Raw genomic sequence first — 17,087 nt, 5'->3', positions numbered from 1 at the left:
CAGTGCTCATCTCAAGATAGTTTTGTAAAACTCACGTTGTCACAATCTGATTGAATTTCATCGCCTAAGCCGCTTGAAACTCTAGATAAGCCATTGCCAGTTTCGTGAGAACGATGGCGACACTGACTTTATCAATCCAATATTTCACTAGTTCATGATTTTAGGTGAACTAGTGAATACCAGGTGGAATCTGAGCGTTGGGTAGCGGATCAATGGGTGCTAACTGAGCTGACACTTCGGGAGATAGAGACGGTCCCTCTTGTTCAGACACCAATCGTCTAAACAAGTTTTCATATCGATTCAATGCTTGTTCAAAGGAATACTCGTTCAGGGCATGAATTCGCCCCTGTTTGCCTAATTGTTCGCAAATTTCAGGGTGTTCATACAAGTGTTGAATGGCTTTAGCCAGTTCATTAGGGCTTTCTGGCTCGACAACTAATCCGCCACCGCTAGCTCGAACAGCTTGGGCCGCAGTGCCATGGGTAGGCACCGCCGCTAGGATGGGTCGTCCACTAGCCAGCAAAACTTGAGTTTTTGAAGGCATGTTGAAACCAACAACGTTACGCTTCTGAGTGATGAGACCAACATCTGCTGCTGCTAACATTTCTGGCAGTTTTTCCCTTGGCGCAAAGGGGCGCAATAGGACATTGTGAACGCCGATTGACTGTCTCAACTGGTCTAAATCAGCGAGTTGGCCTTCCTCTCCGACGATGACGAAAACCATGTCCTCGATGTGCTGTAGTTTAGCGGCAGCACGAATAATGCTTCGAATACCTTGAGTACGAGCAATATTACCGGAATAGAGAACGACAAATTTGTTGTCTAATCCATTAGCTGTACGAAAAGCATTGTCGTACTTATCTAGCGGACGGATAAAGTTCACATCTACCCAATTGGAGATGTTTTTCATCTTGCTATCAGGAACGCCCTTTTTGAGCAGATTTTTTCTGAACCCTTCTGCAATGACACTAATTTCAGTTGCTGTTGCGTAAGCAAACTTCTCTAGCGCTTCGAACAGGCGAATCGCTAATCGATTCGTAATTAGACCTGTTTGCACTGCTGCCTCAGGCAAAATGTCTTGCAGGTTAAGCACGGTTGGGCAACGATAGAGCAACTTTAATAGAGCTACCGATACCGAAGCAGGAAGTGACGGACTGGTGTAAAGAATGATATCGGGACGCCATCCTTGAAGGGCTTGAGTGAAACTCAAGCCAACAAAACTACCGTCTAAAAGAACTCTGGTTAGCAATCCAGGATTAGGGCGAATCCACACATAGCACCGTTGAATTGTGACCCCGTTTCTTTCTTCTGTGTGGTAACGCTTACCGCGATAAGCAGGATAAATCTGACGCTCAGGATAATTGGGCATTGCAGTCACAACGCGAACCTCATGGCCCCGCTGCACCAAACCTTCAGCCAATTCAGTCATCAGAGGCGCAATCCCAATTGGCTCAGGATGATAGTTGTAGGAATAAATTAAGATTCGCATGGATGCCGGATATCCTTCGGATACAACTGACAGATCGTGTTGAGGGCTGCTAACTCTGATTTCGTCGCTAGACATGGAGGACTTCTGTCTGGAATACAAAGACGTATGTGCAGCCAAAAAGAAGCCAACTCCATACACTGAGATATGCCTGACAAAAAGCTACTGACCCGGAGGCGATGGTCAAGCTTTATACGAAGTCAAAACTCTAGTTAAGATCCCAACAAGTCAATTCTACGAAACTCTCAAACTAGAAATTTGCAGCTACAAAATAAGAGAATTACCGTTGATGATTAGTAAACAGCAATGTTTTTTACAGGCCCATGCGTATAAATAGCCCATTTTTGGGGGTGTTCGTCATCGGTAAACAAACGCAGATGATTTCAGCGATAAGATTAAGTGCTTCATAAAAAAACTAGTGTCCATATAGAAACTTTAAATATCTCTAAATACAATCACTGAAGAATTTTGAATTGAGCGTAAAGTCTGAATCATGAGGGTAAAGGATTTACAATCAAACTTTAGTAAAATGCTTTAAATTTAAGAAAATGAAACTGTTCAAGAAAATAAAACTGTTCAATAGAAAGATACAGTTGCTTCAATTAAGAACAGTTGCATGAACAACATTCCGGCCAGATCTAGGAAGCTATAGTCCCGTATCAAGGAGCTTTCGGTCATTGGCATGGGATTTTTAGAATTTTATTGAAGTTGGCTTCAGCTCAAAGAGGTCAATCAGTAAATCCAAAAGATATTCATTGAGAGCTAGCCGCTTCAAAGAGGTGATCAAAAAGCTGCGAGATTCTGTTTCAGTGTGAGTTTCCTGCAAGGTCGCTTTAGCTCAGTTCAGGGCCAGCAAGCTAGCGTTGACACGGGTATTGATGGCCTCCAGTGAGCGAGCCTGACAACTAGCCATACGGGTTAATTGGTGAGCATCGTGGAAGACAAATTCAATGCCTGAAGAGACTATCACCTTCGAAACTAACTCATTAGAATACGTACCGTTTTGACGTTATTCTCCACGGGAACCTCAATAACCTGAGGAGACGATCGCGAGATGATACTGATGTTGCCGCTAGGTTCCAGCTTGGCCAGTTCGACCTGCTCTAAATCAGTAACACTGCCTGATGATCGCATCGCCACCTTCAAGTCCTGTTCTGTCAGGTGCGATATTTGCAAGCCTTTGCGGTTAATTTCACCATTCTGCACAAGGGTATGGGAACGTCCTTTGACCCAGGGTTCCAATCGAGGCAAGTGGAACGCAAGGGCGGACAGTAGCCAGTGCATGCCAACTAGCGTGACCCCAGCTGCCAGCGTTGAAAAGAGGTCTGCTGAACCGTTGATAGCACGACTTAGCGTTGCTCCTAATGTGATGCTGAGGATCGTGTCGATCGCTGAGTATTTTCCGGCAAATCGGCGATCGCCCACCACTCGAACCATGAGCCATGACACGGCATAAACGACAATGGCTCTCATGCACATCTGCACACCTGAAAGTGACGAAGTGTCTAAACCCAATAAACTGTCCATTGAATGCCCCAATTTTGTACGCCATAACTCGCCTAGGAAGTAACCCTGTAGCTAAATCTGATCGTCTAAAGCTCAGGCTTGCGAGATTGCTGCTTCGTAGTTTATTGAGATTGATCAGCGTGGTCATCCACCCAATTCGAGATACTAGGGATCCAAACCGTCAAGACGCTCCTAACTTAGGCTTCTGCGCCAGCAGATATGAATTATATAGATTCTGAAAAACGATGTAGAACATGGGACCCAGTGCGATCGCAGGGGTCAAAAACGTCAGACAGACCCAAATGCTAAAAAGCGTATTTTTCTGTCCCAAAGATTGCCCCATTTCTTGTCCCCAGTCTTGACCACCAAGCCAGCGTCCCATGCCAAAGTTGAGAGCGCACAGGGTTAGAGAGACGGCGGCAATCTCCACGACAATCGTCCATGATGAGGTTGATTCGGTTTCGATGAAATGGGTTGCTTTTGCAGTTGCAAGGTAAATAGCAATCATCCAAAAGTAAAACGCAGCTGATTTGAAGGGTTGCAGACTGCTGACAATTTTGGGCGCTGTTTTCTGCAATAGCTGAGCACAGGCAAGTGGCAAGAGGACAATAGTCAGGGTATTGAGAAGAGCCATGATATTAATGCCAGCTTGCTCAACTGGACTAATGATAGGCAATACCAGCGGCAAGGCGATCGCAGAAAATGCATTAGTTACGACAACGGAAGACATCACATAGTCGACTCGGCCTTCAAGAAATCGGGTCATGACGGGGGCAGCCGCCGCTGTTGGAGCCATGGCAATCACAAAAGCCACTAAAGCTATTTCTGAACTAAACCAGTTACCAATCCAGGCTGTTAATCCTCCAATTGCCATCATCATGGCAATCACAATTCCCAAACGTGGGCTGAGCGCCGACTTAGCATCAATCTTCAAATCGAGTAGAGAGCAGAAGAGAATCAGCATAATGAGATAGCGAATCAGAAATGAGTAATGGTGTCCCTGGGGGAACAAAACACCAAGGGCGATCGCACTAAACAAAAAGACCGATTTCTTCATGCCAATTTAGATTTCTATCTAATTGCTAACAGGCTACCCTGCTGCGGATACCTTAAATCGTTCAGTCTGGACGATAGATAATAGCCCGCATGAGGCTTACTCTTCCTGCCCTAACGGGCATCCTCTAAACTGTTAAGGCACTTTGGGGAGGCTGGTGCGGGTGAAAATCGCTCTGGTGATTGTCGTGGTCATTGCCCTTGGCATTGGCGCAGCGGAAGTTGCTCTACGGTTGTTTTTGGGCTTCGGCAAGCCGCCTTTATATGTAGCTGATCCACAAGTTGGATATCGGCTGAAGCCGAATCAGCGTACTAGACGGTTTGGCAACCTCTTTGAAATTAATGAATATTCGATGCGAGGTACTGCGATCGCACCTAAAGCTGCTCCTCAGACGCTGCGCGTGTTGCTGCTGGGTGATTCGATTGCTAACGGTGGCTGGTGGACTGACCAATCCAAAATTGTGTCGGTGCAGATGCAGCGACAGCTCCAGAGTCGTCAGTTAGAAAGTTACAGCACTGTTGAGGTGTTGAATGCCTCGGCTAACTCTTGGGGGCCGCGCAACGAGCTGGCTTATTTAGCAAAATTTGGTACGTTTGATGCTCAGGTAATTGTGGTGCTCCTCAACACAGATGATCTATTTGCAACGGCACCCAGTTCTGCTCAAGTAGGGCGCGATCGCGCCTATCCCAAACAGTATCCGCCTTTAGCCTTGGTTGAAATTATTGGGCGTCTGAAAAAGGCTCCGCTTAATCCTGAGCTGGCAGCAGTGCAGCAAGAGGGGGGCGATCGCGTCGGTGCCAATCTTGAGGCGGTAAGACAAATTCAGCGTATTGCTCAACAGTCAAACTGTCGATTGATTGTGGCAATGACGCCTCTACTTCGAGAAGTTATTCCTCCTGGTCCACGAGATTACGAACTAAGAGCACGGCGACGAGTCACTGCTCTCATGAAGTCTGAGAGAATTGTCTACCTTGACTTACTAGCAGCCTTTCAAACAACCTCTGATCCTGAATCTCTCTATCGAGATCATATTCATCTCAGTCCAAAGGGATATGCAATGGTGAAGCAAATGCTAAGCGATGCCATCACCATGAGCATAGATACCTCGTCAGAGTCACAGACGCGATTACCGGATAGTTTGCTGGATGATCCCTGGCGATAAGAACAATCCGTGCATTCAGAACTTACTTAAATAAGCTTGGCTGCTACGCTAGCGTTAGTAAGCAGTGCCAACCCTGCCTGTAGATGCGCGTCCTATCACGGTGTACAAGTGAAATAAGTCCACTCTACTCCCTGTCCCCTATTCCCTACTCCCTGATTCCCTAAAACACTAAGATGTATACCTTAACTAAGCTGCACAGGGCTATAAGCACATGAATAAGGTGTAGTACTGATAGCGCATACTCTTCTACACGGCCTTAAGGAACGGGAACTTATTTAAGTATCAACTTTGAGCTTTGGATTCGCCGATGACTCAATCATTCAAAATTCAAAAGTGAGAACTTAAAATTCATTCATTCCTAAGCGCGTCAATAATCTGAATGTTGGCCTTAGGGAAAGGGAACTGCTCAAGCTCAGAAACGGAAACCCAGCGAACTTCGTCACATTCAATAGGCTGAGGGTCGCCCCCAGTATGACGGCAATGGAAAACGTTCAAAGTAACTTTGAAGTGGGTGTAGGCATGGTCGATGGTGATGAGGCGATCGCCCACCTCTACATCAATCGCTAACTCCTCTTGCAGTTCTCGTCGGATGCACTCTTGAACGGTTTCTCCAGGTTCAATCTTGCCACCAGGAAATTCCCAAAGTCCTCCTAAAAGACCTTTTTGAGGGCGACGGTCAATGAGGATTTGTCCTTGATCATTCCAAACCACGGCTACGCCAATTCGCTTGTGAGACAAGGGGGCGCGGGCTTCAGTCATTGGGATCTCCAAATGCACGTTTTGAGTGTAAGCCTCACAGGATACTTGCCAAGGACAAAGAAGACAAGCTGGACGACGTCGGGTACAAAGCGTTGCTCCTAAATCCATCATGGCCTGATTGAAATCACGGGAATCACTAGCAGGCAACAATGCTTCTGAAATGGACCAGAGCTGTTCTAATGCTTTACTGGGTGGGACTTGTAGAGCGACTAGACGAGCCAAAACACGTTTGACATTACCGTCCAGAATAGGAACAGGTTGATTGTAGGCAGCACTGAGAATCCCACCCGCAGTCGTTCGGCCAATACCAGGCAGCGCTACCACCTGTTCGTAATTCTGTGGAAATTGTCCGGTGTGGTCTTCTACGATAATCTGGGCTGCCCGATGTAAGTTGCGAGCACGGGTGTAATAGCCCAGACCTTCCCATGCTTTTAGTACAGTCTGTTGATCAGTCTTAGCCAGGTCAAACACGGTTGGAAACTGCTGCAGCCAGCGCTCGTAATAGGGCAGCACTGTTTTAACTTGGGTCTGCTGCAGCATGATCTCCGAAATCCAGATGGCATAGGGATCGCGAGTTCTCCTCCAGGGCAAATCTCGTCCTTGCTGTTTGTACCACGCAAGTAGAGACTGCTGTAGATGAGAAATTGGTAGGTTTAAAGCAACAACGCTTGGCAAGGGTGTTGTGGACCTTGCCAAGCGATCGCCTTGTTGTTTGCTCTTCTCAGAAGCGCTATTACTCTTAACCACCCAACCTAATTCTGCATGTTCTCACAGAACTAAGCCTACTCTGAATCTAGGTCTGAGTCAGCGGAGACTAAAGATTCCTCAAATGCCAAGCGCTGTTCAGCCCCTTTCAGGAAATAGCCGCTCATCATAGCTGAAGCCAGTAGACGTCCTAAATGCTCCCGACTGGTGGTAACAGAGATGTCGAAGTGTTGAGCTGGCAATCCGCCTAATAGGCCAATAATGTTATGTTCCATAGCCTGCATAACATCTTTTGAAACAGGGCGAGAAAGTTGGGAGACAGTCTCAGGACTCATAGATTGGACATAATCCATAAGTGCATTGCCGTCACCTTGCTTGTCTCCCCAAAAATCTGGGGTGTTGCCTGATGGGTTGTTCACGTTCATTACCTCAATCGGCTGTTAACGGACTAACTGCGTCGAAAAAACGATTAACAACAATTGTTGTACTTAACAGTTGTCCCTAATTTAACAAGATATACGCCTGACCTAGGGTGGGTAGAACCGAACCATTACCGATATCCTTTTATCTACAAAGATATCGATAAGACAACCCCTGTATTTTTTGGCAATCACCATGTGGGATCTACGTAGAGATTAATAGTTAACTCATCTTTACCAGGCGGGACCGAATGGATGCAGGAGCAAATGGGGTCTTCCATACCTTCAATCTCGACTTCACAGGCATGGCATGATCCCATCAAACATCCTGTTGGAATCGATACTCCAGCTCGTTCAGCGACTTGCAGAAGTGGCTCTCCCACCTTCGCTTCAACCATAACGTCATCAGGAACGAATCGAACTTTGATGGCCATTTTGTGAAATACGCTCCGTATGTTCGGTAGTTCAAAGCTCTAAGCACAGCTCTTTCGGACTTATGTAAACTGTCAGCGTATTCTGGGAATTAGCTACGAATCTGTTTCAGCATCTCGACCAATACGTGATGAGCATCTTTCGCATCTTTTAGAGGATGATTGAAAGACACTCTTACAGGAACAGTGTCGCCATCCACTTCTGCGGTGAGATTCATGCCTTCTGGATCAATAGAATCCATTTTTGCAGCCGTTGCTGACTCTGCTTGGCCATAGACTTTGGCATAAACCAGCACAGCATCGGCATGGTCGTCATTCATATGTTTGCAAATGCGATCGCTGACCGCAGCAGTGATTGATTCTGACATGATAGATCTCGTAAATGACGTTCACAAATGGACACAATGTCTGTTTCGATGATACCGCCTTTACCTGAGAAAGCCGTGCATCCCTGGCCGTCGGGTCATATCTTTCAAAGTCCAGGGGCGCATCTCACTTATCGGGTTATCGGTCCTTGCTGTCGCCTCTATGATCGCGAACAACTGCCCTGGCCCTGCTGTCGCTTGCAGTGGCGCAGCAAAGAGCCCAGCTGGCGACGTATTGGTCGTCGCTTTGTCCCCGATATGGCGACCCGCAAATCGCCTTCCTACAGCGTGGAAATTCTCGGGCAGGGATACCGTGGCGAATCTTTCGTCACGACGCTCTATACAGCTCAACTGTCCACTGAGGAACAGAACTGGTGGTACACCAAGCGTCTGAGTAAACCTCAACCGACCACAGAAGACGGCTAAAACCATAAGTTGAGTCTGGCTGGTTGAACCCATAACCGTTTCTGACTCTGTAGGCCCGTGCAAGCAGCCCTCAGTTTTTTAGCCTTGCCCTCTTCGACTTTAGAGCTGAGAAATGGTTTCGGCTAATTGAAAATCCAAATTCGTCAGACCACCTGCATCATGAGTTGTCAGACGAAGTGAGAGACGATTGTAGTTGAGTATGATGTCGGGATGATGTTCTAGAGCTTCGGCTGGCTCAACTAAGGCATTAATGAAGGCGATCGCCTCAACAAAATTGTCGAACGTGCGATCGTAAAATAGCGTTCTTCCGTCTGTTGTCCAATCTGGCAAAGCCTGCATTCTCTGGCGGATTTCAGATGCACTCAACAGCGCAGTTGTCGCCAAAGTATCTGAGTCCACTCCTTGATTAAAGGCAACGGGAGAGGCCTGAATGGGAGCAATCAAAAGTAGCGAAAATAGCACACCCGTTAAAGATGCTCTTGCCAAACCACACAAATTCAGACCCGCCATGACGATTCCCTCAAAGCTGTCAGCTCATATCAAAAACCCTTCCCTCAGAGCATTAAGCGACGGGGAAGGGCAACACAATTCAATTCAGCTTACCGATCAACCGATCCCATAATGATGTCGATGCTGCCGAGGATAGCCATAATGTCGGCAACTTTAACGCCCCGCAGCAGATGAGGCAGGATCTGAAGATTGTTGAAGTCAGGAGCACGAATCTTGAAGCGCCAAGGGAAGACATTGTCCTCACCCATAATGAAGACGCCCAGTTCGCCTTTGCCTGTCTCAAGCCGGACGTAATGTTCACCTTCGGGGATTTTGAAAGTTGGCGGAATCTTTTTACCCGCAAACTGATAGTCAAAATCGTTCCATTCTGACTTTGGACCCCCCGCCATACGCTTTGCTTCCAGGTTTTCGTAAGGACCACCAGGAATCTGCTCACAGGCTTGGCGAATGATTTTGACAGACTCACGCATCTCAGCGATCCGAACGACATAACGCGCCATACAATCGCCCTCTGTGGCGTACTGTACGTCCCAGTCCAAGTCGTCATAGCACTCGTAGTGATCGACTTTGCGTAAATCCCACTTCACGCCGGAGCCCCGTAGCATTGGACCAGACAACCCCCAAGCGATCGCATCTTCCCGAGAAATCACGCCAATCCCTTCAATGCGGCGGCGGAAAATGGGGTTATTGGTAATCAGCTTTTCGTACTCATCAACTTTGGGGATGAAGTAGTCGCAGAAATCTAGACACTTATCAATCCAACCGTAGGGCAAGTCAGCGGCAACGCCCCCAATCCGAAAATAGTTGTTGTTGATCAGCCGCTGACCTGTTGCTGCTTCCCACAGGTCGTAAATCATCTCCCGTTCGCGGAAGATGTAGAAGAAGGGCGTCTGGGCACCGACATCTGCCAAGAAAGGCCCTAGCCAGAGCAGATGGTTGGCAATGCGGTTAAGCTCAAGCATGATGACGCGAATGTAGCTCGCACGCTTGGGCACTTCAATATCTGCAAGCTGCTCTGGAGCATTAACGGTAATCGCCTCGTTGAACATGCCCGCCGCATAGTCCCAACGGCTCACATAAGGCACAAATTGAACGTTAGTGCGGCTTTCAGCAATTTTTTCCATGCCCCGGTGCAGGTAGCCAATCACGGGTTCACAGTCAATGACATCTTCGCCGTCCAACGTCACGATGAGGCGCAACACCCCATGCATAGAGGGATGATGTGGCCCCATGTTGATAACCATGGGTTCGGTTTTGGTTTCAATGCGTGTCATGAATACGCCTGGGATGATATCAACGAATGCAGAGGCCCTGTAAGGGCAACTTGAGCGAACGACTCAAACGTAAACTTAAGTGTTTAGTGTTTTAAGCCGATCTTCATTTATTAATATAAAAGGTCTGACCCTAGAATTTCTACAGATTTCCATATCATATGGTTTGAGTATGACTATGGCTGAGACTTCGCTGCCATAGCTGCCCCGCACTCTTCATGGCTGACGCAATGCTTTCTTCATATCACGTTCCAGTGATGCCTCAGGCAGTAGTCGAAGGGTTGAACTTGCCGACGTCTGCAGATACCCCTGTAGTCCTAGATGCAACCGTTGGTGGGGGAGGTCATAGCGAGCTGATATTGCAGGCCTGTGAGGCCCTCAAGTTAGTCGCTCTTGATCAAGATGAAGTGGCCCTGGCGGCAGCTCAACAGCGCTTAACCAGGTATGGCGATCGCGTCACTTTTCATCATACTAACTTTGCATCTTTCCAGCCCAATCATGCCTTCCAGGGCATCTTGGCCGACATTGGAGTGAGTTCAGCCCAACTGGATACGCCCGAACGAGGGTTTAGCTTTCGTAAAGAGGCTCCCTTAGACATGCGGATGAATCAACAACAAAACTTGAGTGCTGCGGACGTCGTGAATCACTGGAATGAGACTGAACTTGCCAATACAATTTTCACCTATGGCGAAGAACGGCTATCGCGACGGATTGCTCGTGCCATTGTAGAGCAGCGACCTTTCCAAACAACGACACAGCTAGCAGACGCGATCGCCCGATGCGTTCCTAAAAAATATCGCTACGGTCGTATCCATCCTGCTACACGCACATTTCAGGCCCTACGCATTGCAGTTAACGCAGAACTAGACGTCCTTAAAAGTTTTCTATCACAAGCTCCCAGTTGGTTGGTAACTGGAGGACGCCTAGTGGTGATTAGTTTTCATAGCCTGGAAGATCGTATTGTGAAGCAGGCCTTTCGAGGCGATGAGCGCCTTAAAATTATCACCAAAAAGCCTCTAGTTGCAACGGAGGATGAAGTTCAACACAATCCCCGTGCCCGATCAGCAAAACTTAGGGTGGCAGAGCGAATCGAGCTAGACGAATAGCCTTTTTATCGGTCTCAGAGAAAATGCTGAGAGGCGCGATTGTTCAAGTATTAGATTGGGCAAGCTTGATTTAGAATTCTGTGTGTCGTTTGGGAACACCTCGTTTGCAATTTCACAATTATTATGAGTTATCCCTAGTCGACGGTGTGCCTCCATCGCTAGAGGTCTGTCCGATGCTATCCAAAACCCTAATTCCAAAAGGATTTCCCGATGATTTGGGAAGATGACGATACGCTAAAACTCATGGTTGTAGACGACGAGCCAGATAATCTGGACTTGTTGTATCGGACGTTTCGTCGAGAATTTGAAGTTTATAAAGCAGGAAATGGCTTTCAGGCATTAGAGTTGCTGGCAGAAAAAGGAGAGATGGCAATTATCATCTCTGACCAGCGGATGCCTCGAATGAATGGGACAGAATTTCTGAGCCGTACTGTGGAGCAGTTTCCTGACACTATTCGTATCGTACTCACAGGATATACCGATGTTGAAGACCTGGTTGAAGCGATCAACTCTGGGAAGGTCTTTAAATACATTACTAAGCCTTGGGATCCGAATGAACTGACCTCGGTTGTGTTTCAGGCTGCCGAAACCTACAAAGTAGTCAAAAAGCGGACCCATACTCTAATTCAGGCACTAAAGCGAGAATCGTTCTTCAACGAAGTGATGAGTGCTATTCGCGAATCGCTGGACTATAACAATATGCTCCAGACGATTGTGACCACTTTGGGAAAGACTTTCTCAGCTAATTACACTGTCTTATACGCCGTTGAGTCTGGCGATCGCCCCACTGTAGAAATTGGCAGAGCGTTCAGTTTTAACAACGATTGCTGTCCCCTAGAGGATGTCACGGGTTTACCGCAGCATAGTTTGTCCCTAAGTGAATCTGTACTAGAGACGGGAGAGCGTAAGCGCGACAGTCTTGAACAGCCTTCTAGTTTGGCTTCGGTAACGTTGCCCTTGCGATATCAACAATCCGTGCTGGCCGTTGTGACTTTGTATCATCAAGCCACAGCTTTTGACTGGGCAGAGGAAACGACGCAACTCCTAGAAACCGTTGCAGAGCAAATAGCACTGGCCATTTCTCAAGCGAAACTCTATCAGCGCCTGCAAGCACAAAGCGCTAAGATGCGGGCCGAACTTGAGGTTGCCAGACAAGTCCAAACCAATCTGTTGAGACAGACTGTCCCATACCTTGAGAATGTACGGATTCAGGCTCGCTGTTTACCTGCACGAGAAGTTGGTGGTGACTTCTACGAAATCTTTTCCCATCCCCGAGGGAATATTTGGTTAGCTGTTGGAGATGTTTCTGGGAAGGGGGTACCAGCCGCTCTGTTCATGGCAAGCGCCATTTCTGTGCTGCGGCGAGAACTAGCCCAAGAGGATCCTCCTTCACCAGAGCGGGTAATGCAAAGTCTAAATCGCAGTCTTTGGGATGATCTCGTCAGTAGCAACTGTTTCATTACGCTAGTTTTAGCGTGTTACAACCCTGCTACCCATCGGTTGACCTATGCGAATGCTGGACATATCTATCCGTTAGTTTGGTCGCCCGAGGCTGTGCGATCGCAACTAGAGGAACCTATTTATCTAACCACGCGCGGCGTTCCACTAGGCATCTTACCAGGATGGAGTGCTCGTGCAGACCATGTTGATTTGAGGGCTGGGGACACACTGCTGCTGACAAGCGACGGTCTCACTGAAGCAACTGTCACGATTGATGCCGAAGTCGGTGCGACAGAAATGCTTAGACAAACTGGGTTGTGGCGGCTCCTAAACGAACAAACATCGCCGCTCGACCTAGATACCCTTTTGCAACGAATTCAAGCGGGCCGTTCAGAGCAAGAAGACGATCAAACAGTCCTATCTCTGGAGGTGACAGGATGATAAGTTCTGAACTCCAGGTTCCCAGCGATTTGAAATTTATCTCGATTATCGAAGACTGGCTTCTAGGCTGTCTGCGATTAGAACTGGCGGAATGGCCTGATTGGCCGAAGTGGGAAAATCGCCTTCGCCTCGTGATGGTTGAGGCCTATTCCAATGTTGTTCGGCACGCTCATCAAGACAAACCCCATATTCCTGTTTTGCTGAAGCTCGATCTCCATCCCGATTTTCTACGCCTCGAAGTGTGGGACCAAGGGCCTGGATTTGATATCGACAGCTATCTGCCGCCTACACCTGATGCTCAACAAGAAGGCGGTTATGGTTGGCTCATTCTCAATCGACTGATGGACAAGGTGGACTATCAAGCCGCAGCCCGTGGGAATATGAATTGCTTGAGGTTACAAGTCAATCTACCTACCGATCTGACACGTCTGTCCACGTCTGTTTAGTTGATTTGGGAATATAGCCCTGTGCAGCTTGGTCAAGTCCATCTCAGGGTCTTAAGGAATTAGGAAATAGGGAACAGGGAGTGGGGTGTGCTTGATTCAAATGCATGCCGCTATAGATATAGCTTTAGCCCTATAGGCGTGTGCACCCAACAGCATCTAGGTGCTTAGCCCATCGCCGACTGTCCTAGTGAACTGACGACGGCGACATTTGGGAAAATCGCTACGCTTAAGCCTGACCATAACAAGCCGTCGGCTGACGTCCAGTCTTTTGTGAAATCAGCCAAGCCCAAAGCTGATCGCCATAGGAAAAATGCCACCATTCATTCGGATGTTGTTGAAAACCAACGGTTTCCATACAGCGGCGAAGCTGATGACGGTTCGCATGAGCGGTTTTGCTGACAGCATCTGTCAGTGGTTGAAAATAGTCGGGCTGCGATCGCGGTGAAACTTCATCAATGGGCGAACCCATTTCTACAGCCTGACCAGCTTCGTTAACTAACGTGATATCGACAGCGGCTCCGGTGCTATGAGGGGGCGGCGTTGCTGGATTTTGGCTAGGGAGGGCCCAAAATTGATAGACGGTTTCCAGTAAGGATTCTTGCTCAGAGTCGGATAGTGCCTCGATGGTTACTCCCCGCTGTTGAGCAAGGGACTGAGCGGTATAATCCACCATGAACTGCTGGACTGAAATTGGACGGTAGGCATCGAAAATTTGAATCCGCCAGCCAGGACACTCGCTTTGGAGATGATTTTGAGCCTGCTGCAGCTTATTGGTGACTGTCTTTCTTAACCAATAGGGTGAGCGATCGCCATAAGGAGCGCCGAGGGCTTCGTAGGGATGAGGCGTCACGATGGCAAACGTTTCTGGTGATATGGGCACCAACGGATCGCCGCACTCTTGAATAGGAATCTGCTGATAAGGTTTCACAACGATAGCGCAGAACAGTTGACAGCCCTTGTTGACAGCCCTTAGAGAATTCGGGAGCGCACAAGAGCACCCGGTAAACACATGAGCTTTTGTAGCGTGGGAACGTAGGCACGCTTGCTAAACACGTCATAGCCGTTCTGCTCGATTACCGTCAAGATCTTGCTATACAGCACCTGAGCTGCCCAAACGGGCCAGCGAGCATCGGCGCTCAGTTGGCTGATACCGGCTTCTGCTTCCGCGTAGAACTTACGAGCACGCTGAATTTGGAACTTCATCAACGCTCTCCAGCGATCGTCAATCACGCCATTCATCAGGTCTTCTTCGCTGTAGTCAAATAAAGCAAGATCTTCGAGGGGCAGATAAATACGCCCCCGTTTAGCATCTTCGCCTACATCACGCAGAATATTGGTGAGCTGATTAGCAATGCCAAGGGCGATCGCCTCCTTAGTGGGGTTCGGCATTGGCCCATAGCGACGCCAAGGAGCCGTAGCCTGCTCTAGATCAACACCCATAACGGTGGTAGACATTAAACCGACGGTACCAGCAACGCGGTAACAGTAAAGCTCAAGCTCTTCGAATGTGTGGTAGCGCGATCGATCAAGGTCCATGCGCTGCCCCTCAATCATGTCTTTGAAGGGCTGAATGTCGAGAGGGAATCGCTGCAGGGTATCGACTAGTGCAACATCGGTGTTTTCCACTGGATGCCCCTGAAAAATGGAAGCGAGATGGTTCTCCCAACGATCAAGTGTTTCTTCAGTGGTGAGGGCGGCCTGAGGCCCATCAACTAACTCATCAGTACGACGACACCAAACATAAATGGCCCAAATTGCCCGGCGCTTTTCTGGGGTCATCAACAACGTGCCCAGATAAAACGTTTTGGAATATTCCGCTGTAATCTGACGGCAAACCTCATAGGCGTCCTCAGTGGGAACCAGTTGTTCAGACCGCAGTGAGTGTGACAATTGCAGCATCAATCTATAAAGCTGGAGACTCGAAACATATCAGATTACAGCACTTGAGATCCGCGAGAGACGGACTGGCTTCCTATCACAGAATACGGTAAAGCCAGCCCAATTTGACCTCTCATTACCGGATTTCCCTAGGCAACAGAAGCTGGTTGGCGGTCTAGCTTCGTTTCAGGCGAATTCTTGGCATCCTGACGGCTAATGGCCTGCGCTGCCAGCTTACCGGAAAGTACGGCACCTTCCATACTGCCTAGATAACGCTGCATGGTGTAGCTGCCTGCTAAGAAGAAATTCGCGATCGGAGTAGTTTGATCAGGACGGCGAGCCTGAGTGCCCGGTGCTGCTGTGTAAACTGATCGCGGCGTTTTGACGATTTTTGATTTGAGCAGCTTGGCGGGTTGCTGGCCCAACAAATGATGGGGGAAGAGACGTTCCAGTTCAGCCATTGTTGCTGCCAGAATTTCGTCATCGGATTTGTTAATCCAATCCTTTGCCGGAGCTAACACTAGCTCCAACATGGACTTGTCAGGATCTGAATATTCCTGACAGGTGTTACTCATGTCGGCATAGACGCTGAGCAAGTCTGAGCGGGAAAAGAGAAGCTGATCGACATCAGTCATCTTGCGGTCGAACCAAAGATGAATGTTGATGACTGGAACGCCCTCTAGCTCTTGCATCTTCTGAAAAAAGCTGATTCCTTTCCAGGGTTCTGGCATTAGTGCCTTCATGACATCGACGGAGGTTGCAGACACATAAGCATCCGCCGTAATAATCTCATCTTCAGCACCATTCAACCCTCGCACTAGGAAGCCTTGCACTGTGCTGTCGGCATTGAGCAGAATTTGCCGCAGGGGTTTGTTGAGATGAACTTCGCCACCGTGGTCCGTAACGTAGTCAACAATGGGCTGGCAAAGTCGCTCGGGGGGCGCCCCGTCTAAAAAGGCAACCTTTGACCCGTAGCGCTCTTGCAAAAAGCGATTGAGGGCAGTCAATGGAACCGTGGCCGAAACGTCTTCTGGATTGATGAACGTCAGCGCTTTGGAGGCCGCAATAAAGATATCGGAATTGACGCGATCATCCACTCCCTGTCGCCGTAACCATTCCAGCAGGCTATACTGATCCATCTTCTCGACATACTTTTGCCCTCGGACGATCGCTGGTAACAGTCCAATGGCAAACCGAATTTTCTGCTCCCAAGTCAGCATGTCGTTATTCCGCAGAATAGACGTGATGACGTTGATAGGGGCAGGGATGTCTGGCACATCAAATCGAGACAAAACCTCCGGCTTCTCTGGCTGATTGAAGATCAGCGTGTGTTCTTTCCATTGCAGACGGTCAGAGATACCCAACTCTTCCATTAGCTGAAGCATGTTGGGGTAAGCGCCAAAGAAGACGTGTAGCCCGGTTTCATACCAGTCTCCGTCTTCATCTTTCCAAGCGGCGACCAGTCCACCCAAGACATCGCGGCTTTCTAACACAATGGGCTGGTGCCCAGCATCGACTAAATACTTCGCGCAGGCTAGCCCTGCCAATCCTCCACCTGCGATCGCAACTCGCATGAATGCCTATTCCCCTTGCAAATGTTTCGGCTTGCCTTTACAGCATTTCAATCATTATATGTTTCATTTCGTTACAAACCCAGAAGATCTTTATTCTTCTGAGAATGT

Annotated in this window: 17 protein-coding genes; 5 read left to right on the top strand and 12 right to left on the bottom strand. The window is 48.3% G+C overall.

What is annotated here, in order from left to right; genetic code table 11:
* Positions 1–169: 169 nt before the first annotated feature.
* From PN498_RS19780 to PN498_RS19770, 3 genes are all read right to left on the bottom strand, one after another.
* Positions 170–1,489: a glycosyltransferase family 4 protein gene (locus PN498_RS19780; protein ID WP_272065022.1), complete on the bottom strand. Its 1,320-nt coding sequence runs from the start codon at positions 1,487–1,489 to the stop codon at positions 170–172.
* Positions 1,490–2,464: 975 nt separating this feature from the next.
* On the bottom strand, positions 2,465–3,013 hold the full coding sequence (locus PN498_RS19775) for a DUF421 domain-containing protein (protein WP_272065021.1): 549 nt from the start codon (positions 3,011–3,013) through the stop codon (positions 2,465–2,467).
* A gap of 160 nt (positions 3,014–3,173) precedes the next feature.
* On the bottom strand, positions 3,174–4,049 hold the full coding sequence (locus PN498_RS19770; RefSeq protein ID WP_272065020.1) for a hypothetical protein: 876 nt from the start codon (positions 4,047–4,049) through the stop codon (positions 3,174–3,176).
* A 160-nt stretch (positions 4,050–4,209) separates the two neighbouring features.
* Between PN498_RS19770 and PN498_RS19765 the strand changes: the two genes are divergently transcribed.
* Positions 4,210–5,208 carry an SGNH/GDSL hydrolase family protein gene (locus tag PN498_RS19765; protein ID WP_272065019.1) on the top strand — a complete coding sequence of 333 codons (999 nt, stop codon included), beginning with the start codon at positions 4,210–4,212 and terminating at the stop codon, positions 5,206–5,208.
* Positions 5,209–5,556: 348 nt separating this feature from the next.
* Here PN498_RS19765 and mutY read toward each other — a convergent pair whose 3' ends face one another.
* The 4 genes from mutY to PN498_RS19745 form a co-directional block, all read right to left on the bottom strand.
* Complete coding sequence (gene mutY / locus PN498_RS19760) at positions 5,557–6,714, bottom strand: A/G-specific adenine glycosylase (protein WP_334312275.1); 1,158 nt, start codon at positions 6,712–6,714, stop codon at positions 5,557–5,559.
* Positions 6,715–6,749: 35 nt separating this feature from the next.
* Positions 6,750–7,091, bottom strand: coding sequence for a DUF760 domain-containing protein (locus PN498_RS19755; protein ID WP_272065017.1), 342 nt, complete (start codon positions 7,089–7,091; stop codon positions 6,750–6,752).
* A 191-nt stretch (positions 7,092–7,282) separates the two neighbouring features.
* Positions 7,283–7,525: a 2Fe-2S iron-sulfur cluster-binding protein gene (locus tag PN498_RS19750; RefSeq protein ID WP_272065015.1), complete on the bottom strand. Its 243-nt coding sequence runs from the start codon at positions 7,523–7,525 to the stop codon at positions 7,283–7,285.
* A gap of 89 nt (positions 7,526–7,614) precedes the next feature.
* On the bottom strand, positions 7,615–7,890 hold the full coding sequence (locus tag PN498_RS19745) for a DUF2470 domain-containing protein (RefSeq protein WP_272065014.1): 276 nt from the start codon (positions 7,888–7,890) through the stop codon (positions 7,615–7,617).
* A 36-nt stretch (positions 7,891–7,926) separates the two neighbouring features.
* Between PN498_RS19745 and PN498_RS19740 the strand changes: the two genes are divergently transcribed.
* Entirely contained in the window at positions 7,927–8,313 is a 387-nt protein-coding gene (locus PN498_RS19740; RefSeq protein WP_272065012.1) for a hypothetical protein, read from the top strand.
* Positions 8,314–8,412: 99 nt separating this feature from the next.
* Here PN498_RS19740 and PN498_RS19735 read toward each other — a convergent pair whose 3' ends face one another.
* Both PN498_RS19735 and PN498_RS19730 read right to left on the bottom strand, forming a co-directional pair.
* Positions 8,413–8,823 (bottom strand): 4a-hydroxytetrahydrobiopterin dehydratase, encoded by a 411-nt coding sequence (locus tag PN498_RS19735; RefSeq protein WP_334312274.1) that lies wholly within the window; start codon positions 8,821–8,823, stop codon positions 8,413–8,415.
* Positions 8,824–8,912: 89 nt separating this feature from the next.
* Complete coding sequence (locus PN498_RS19730; protein ID WP_272065010.1) at positions 8,913–10,097, bottom strand: NAD(P)H-quinone oxidoreductase subunit H; 1,185 nt, start codon at positions 10,095–10,097, stop codon at positions 8,913–8,915.
* 227 nt (positions 10,098–10,324) lie between these two features.
* On the opposite strand from PN498_RS19730, the gene rsmH reads away from it, so the two are divergent.
* The 3 genes from rsmH (at position 10,325) to PN498_RS19715 (ending at position 13,527) form a co-directional block, all read left to right on the top strand.
* Positions 10,325–11,200: a 16S rRNA (cytosine(1402)-N(4))-methyltransferase RsmH gene (gene rsmH / locus PN498_RS19725; RefSeq protein WP_272065009.1), complete on the top strand. Its 876-nt coding sequence runs from the start codon at positions 10,325–10,327 to the stop codon at positions 11,198–11,200.
* Between the two features lie 210 nt (positions 11,201–11,410).
* Entirely contained in the window at positions 11,411–13,081 is a 1,671-nt protein-coding gene (locus PN498_RS19720; RefSeq protein ID WP_272065007.1) for a SpoIIE family protein phosphatase, read from the top strand.
* Positions 13,081–13,527, top strand: coding sequence for an ATP-binding protein (locus PN498_RS19715; RefSeq protein ID WP_272065156.1), 447 nt, complete (start codon positions 13,081–13,083; stop codon positions 13,525–13,527). The genes PN498_RS19720 and PN498_RS19715 overlap by 1 nt, the downstream gene beginning before the upstream one ends.
* A gap of 226 nt (positions 13,528–13,753) precedes the next feature.
* Here PN498_RS19715 and PN498_RS19710 read toward each other — a convergent pair whose 3' ends face one another.
* The 3 genes from PN498_RS19710 to pds all read right to left on the bottom strand — a co-directional run bounded on the left by PN498_RS19710 (position 13,754) and on the right by pds (position 16,979).
* Positions 13,754–14,455 carry a M15 family metallopeptidase gene (locus tag PN498_RS19710; protein ID WP_272065005.1) on the bottom strand — a complete coding sequence of 234 codons (702 nt, stop codon included), beginning with the start codon at positions 14,453–14,455 and terminating at the stop codon, positions 13,754–13,756.
* Between the two features lie 41 nt (positions 14,456–14,496).
* Complete coding sequence (gene crtB, locus PN498_RS19705) at positions 14,497–15,426, bottom strand: 15-cis-phytoene synthase CrtB (RefSeq protein ID WP_272065003.1); 930 nt, start codon at positions 15,424–15,426, stop codon at positions 14,497–14,499.
* Positions 15,427–15,554: 128 nt separating this feature from the next.
* On the bottom strand, positions 15,555–16,979 hold the full coding sequence (gene pds / locus PN498_RS19700; RefSeq protein ID WP_272065002.1) for a 15-cis-phytoene desaturase: 1,425 nt from the start codon (positions 16,977–16,979) through the stop codon (positions 15,555–15,557).
* Positions 16,980–17,087 lie beyond the last annotated feature (108 nt).

Source organism: Oscillatoria sp. CS-180 (genome assembly GCF_028330965.1).
GTDB lineage: Bacteria > Cyanobacteriota > Cyanobacteriia > Phormidesmidales > Phormidesmidaceae > Halomicronema.
This window is presented reverse-complemented; position numbering and strand designations above follow the sequence as displayed.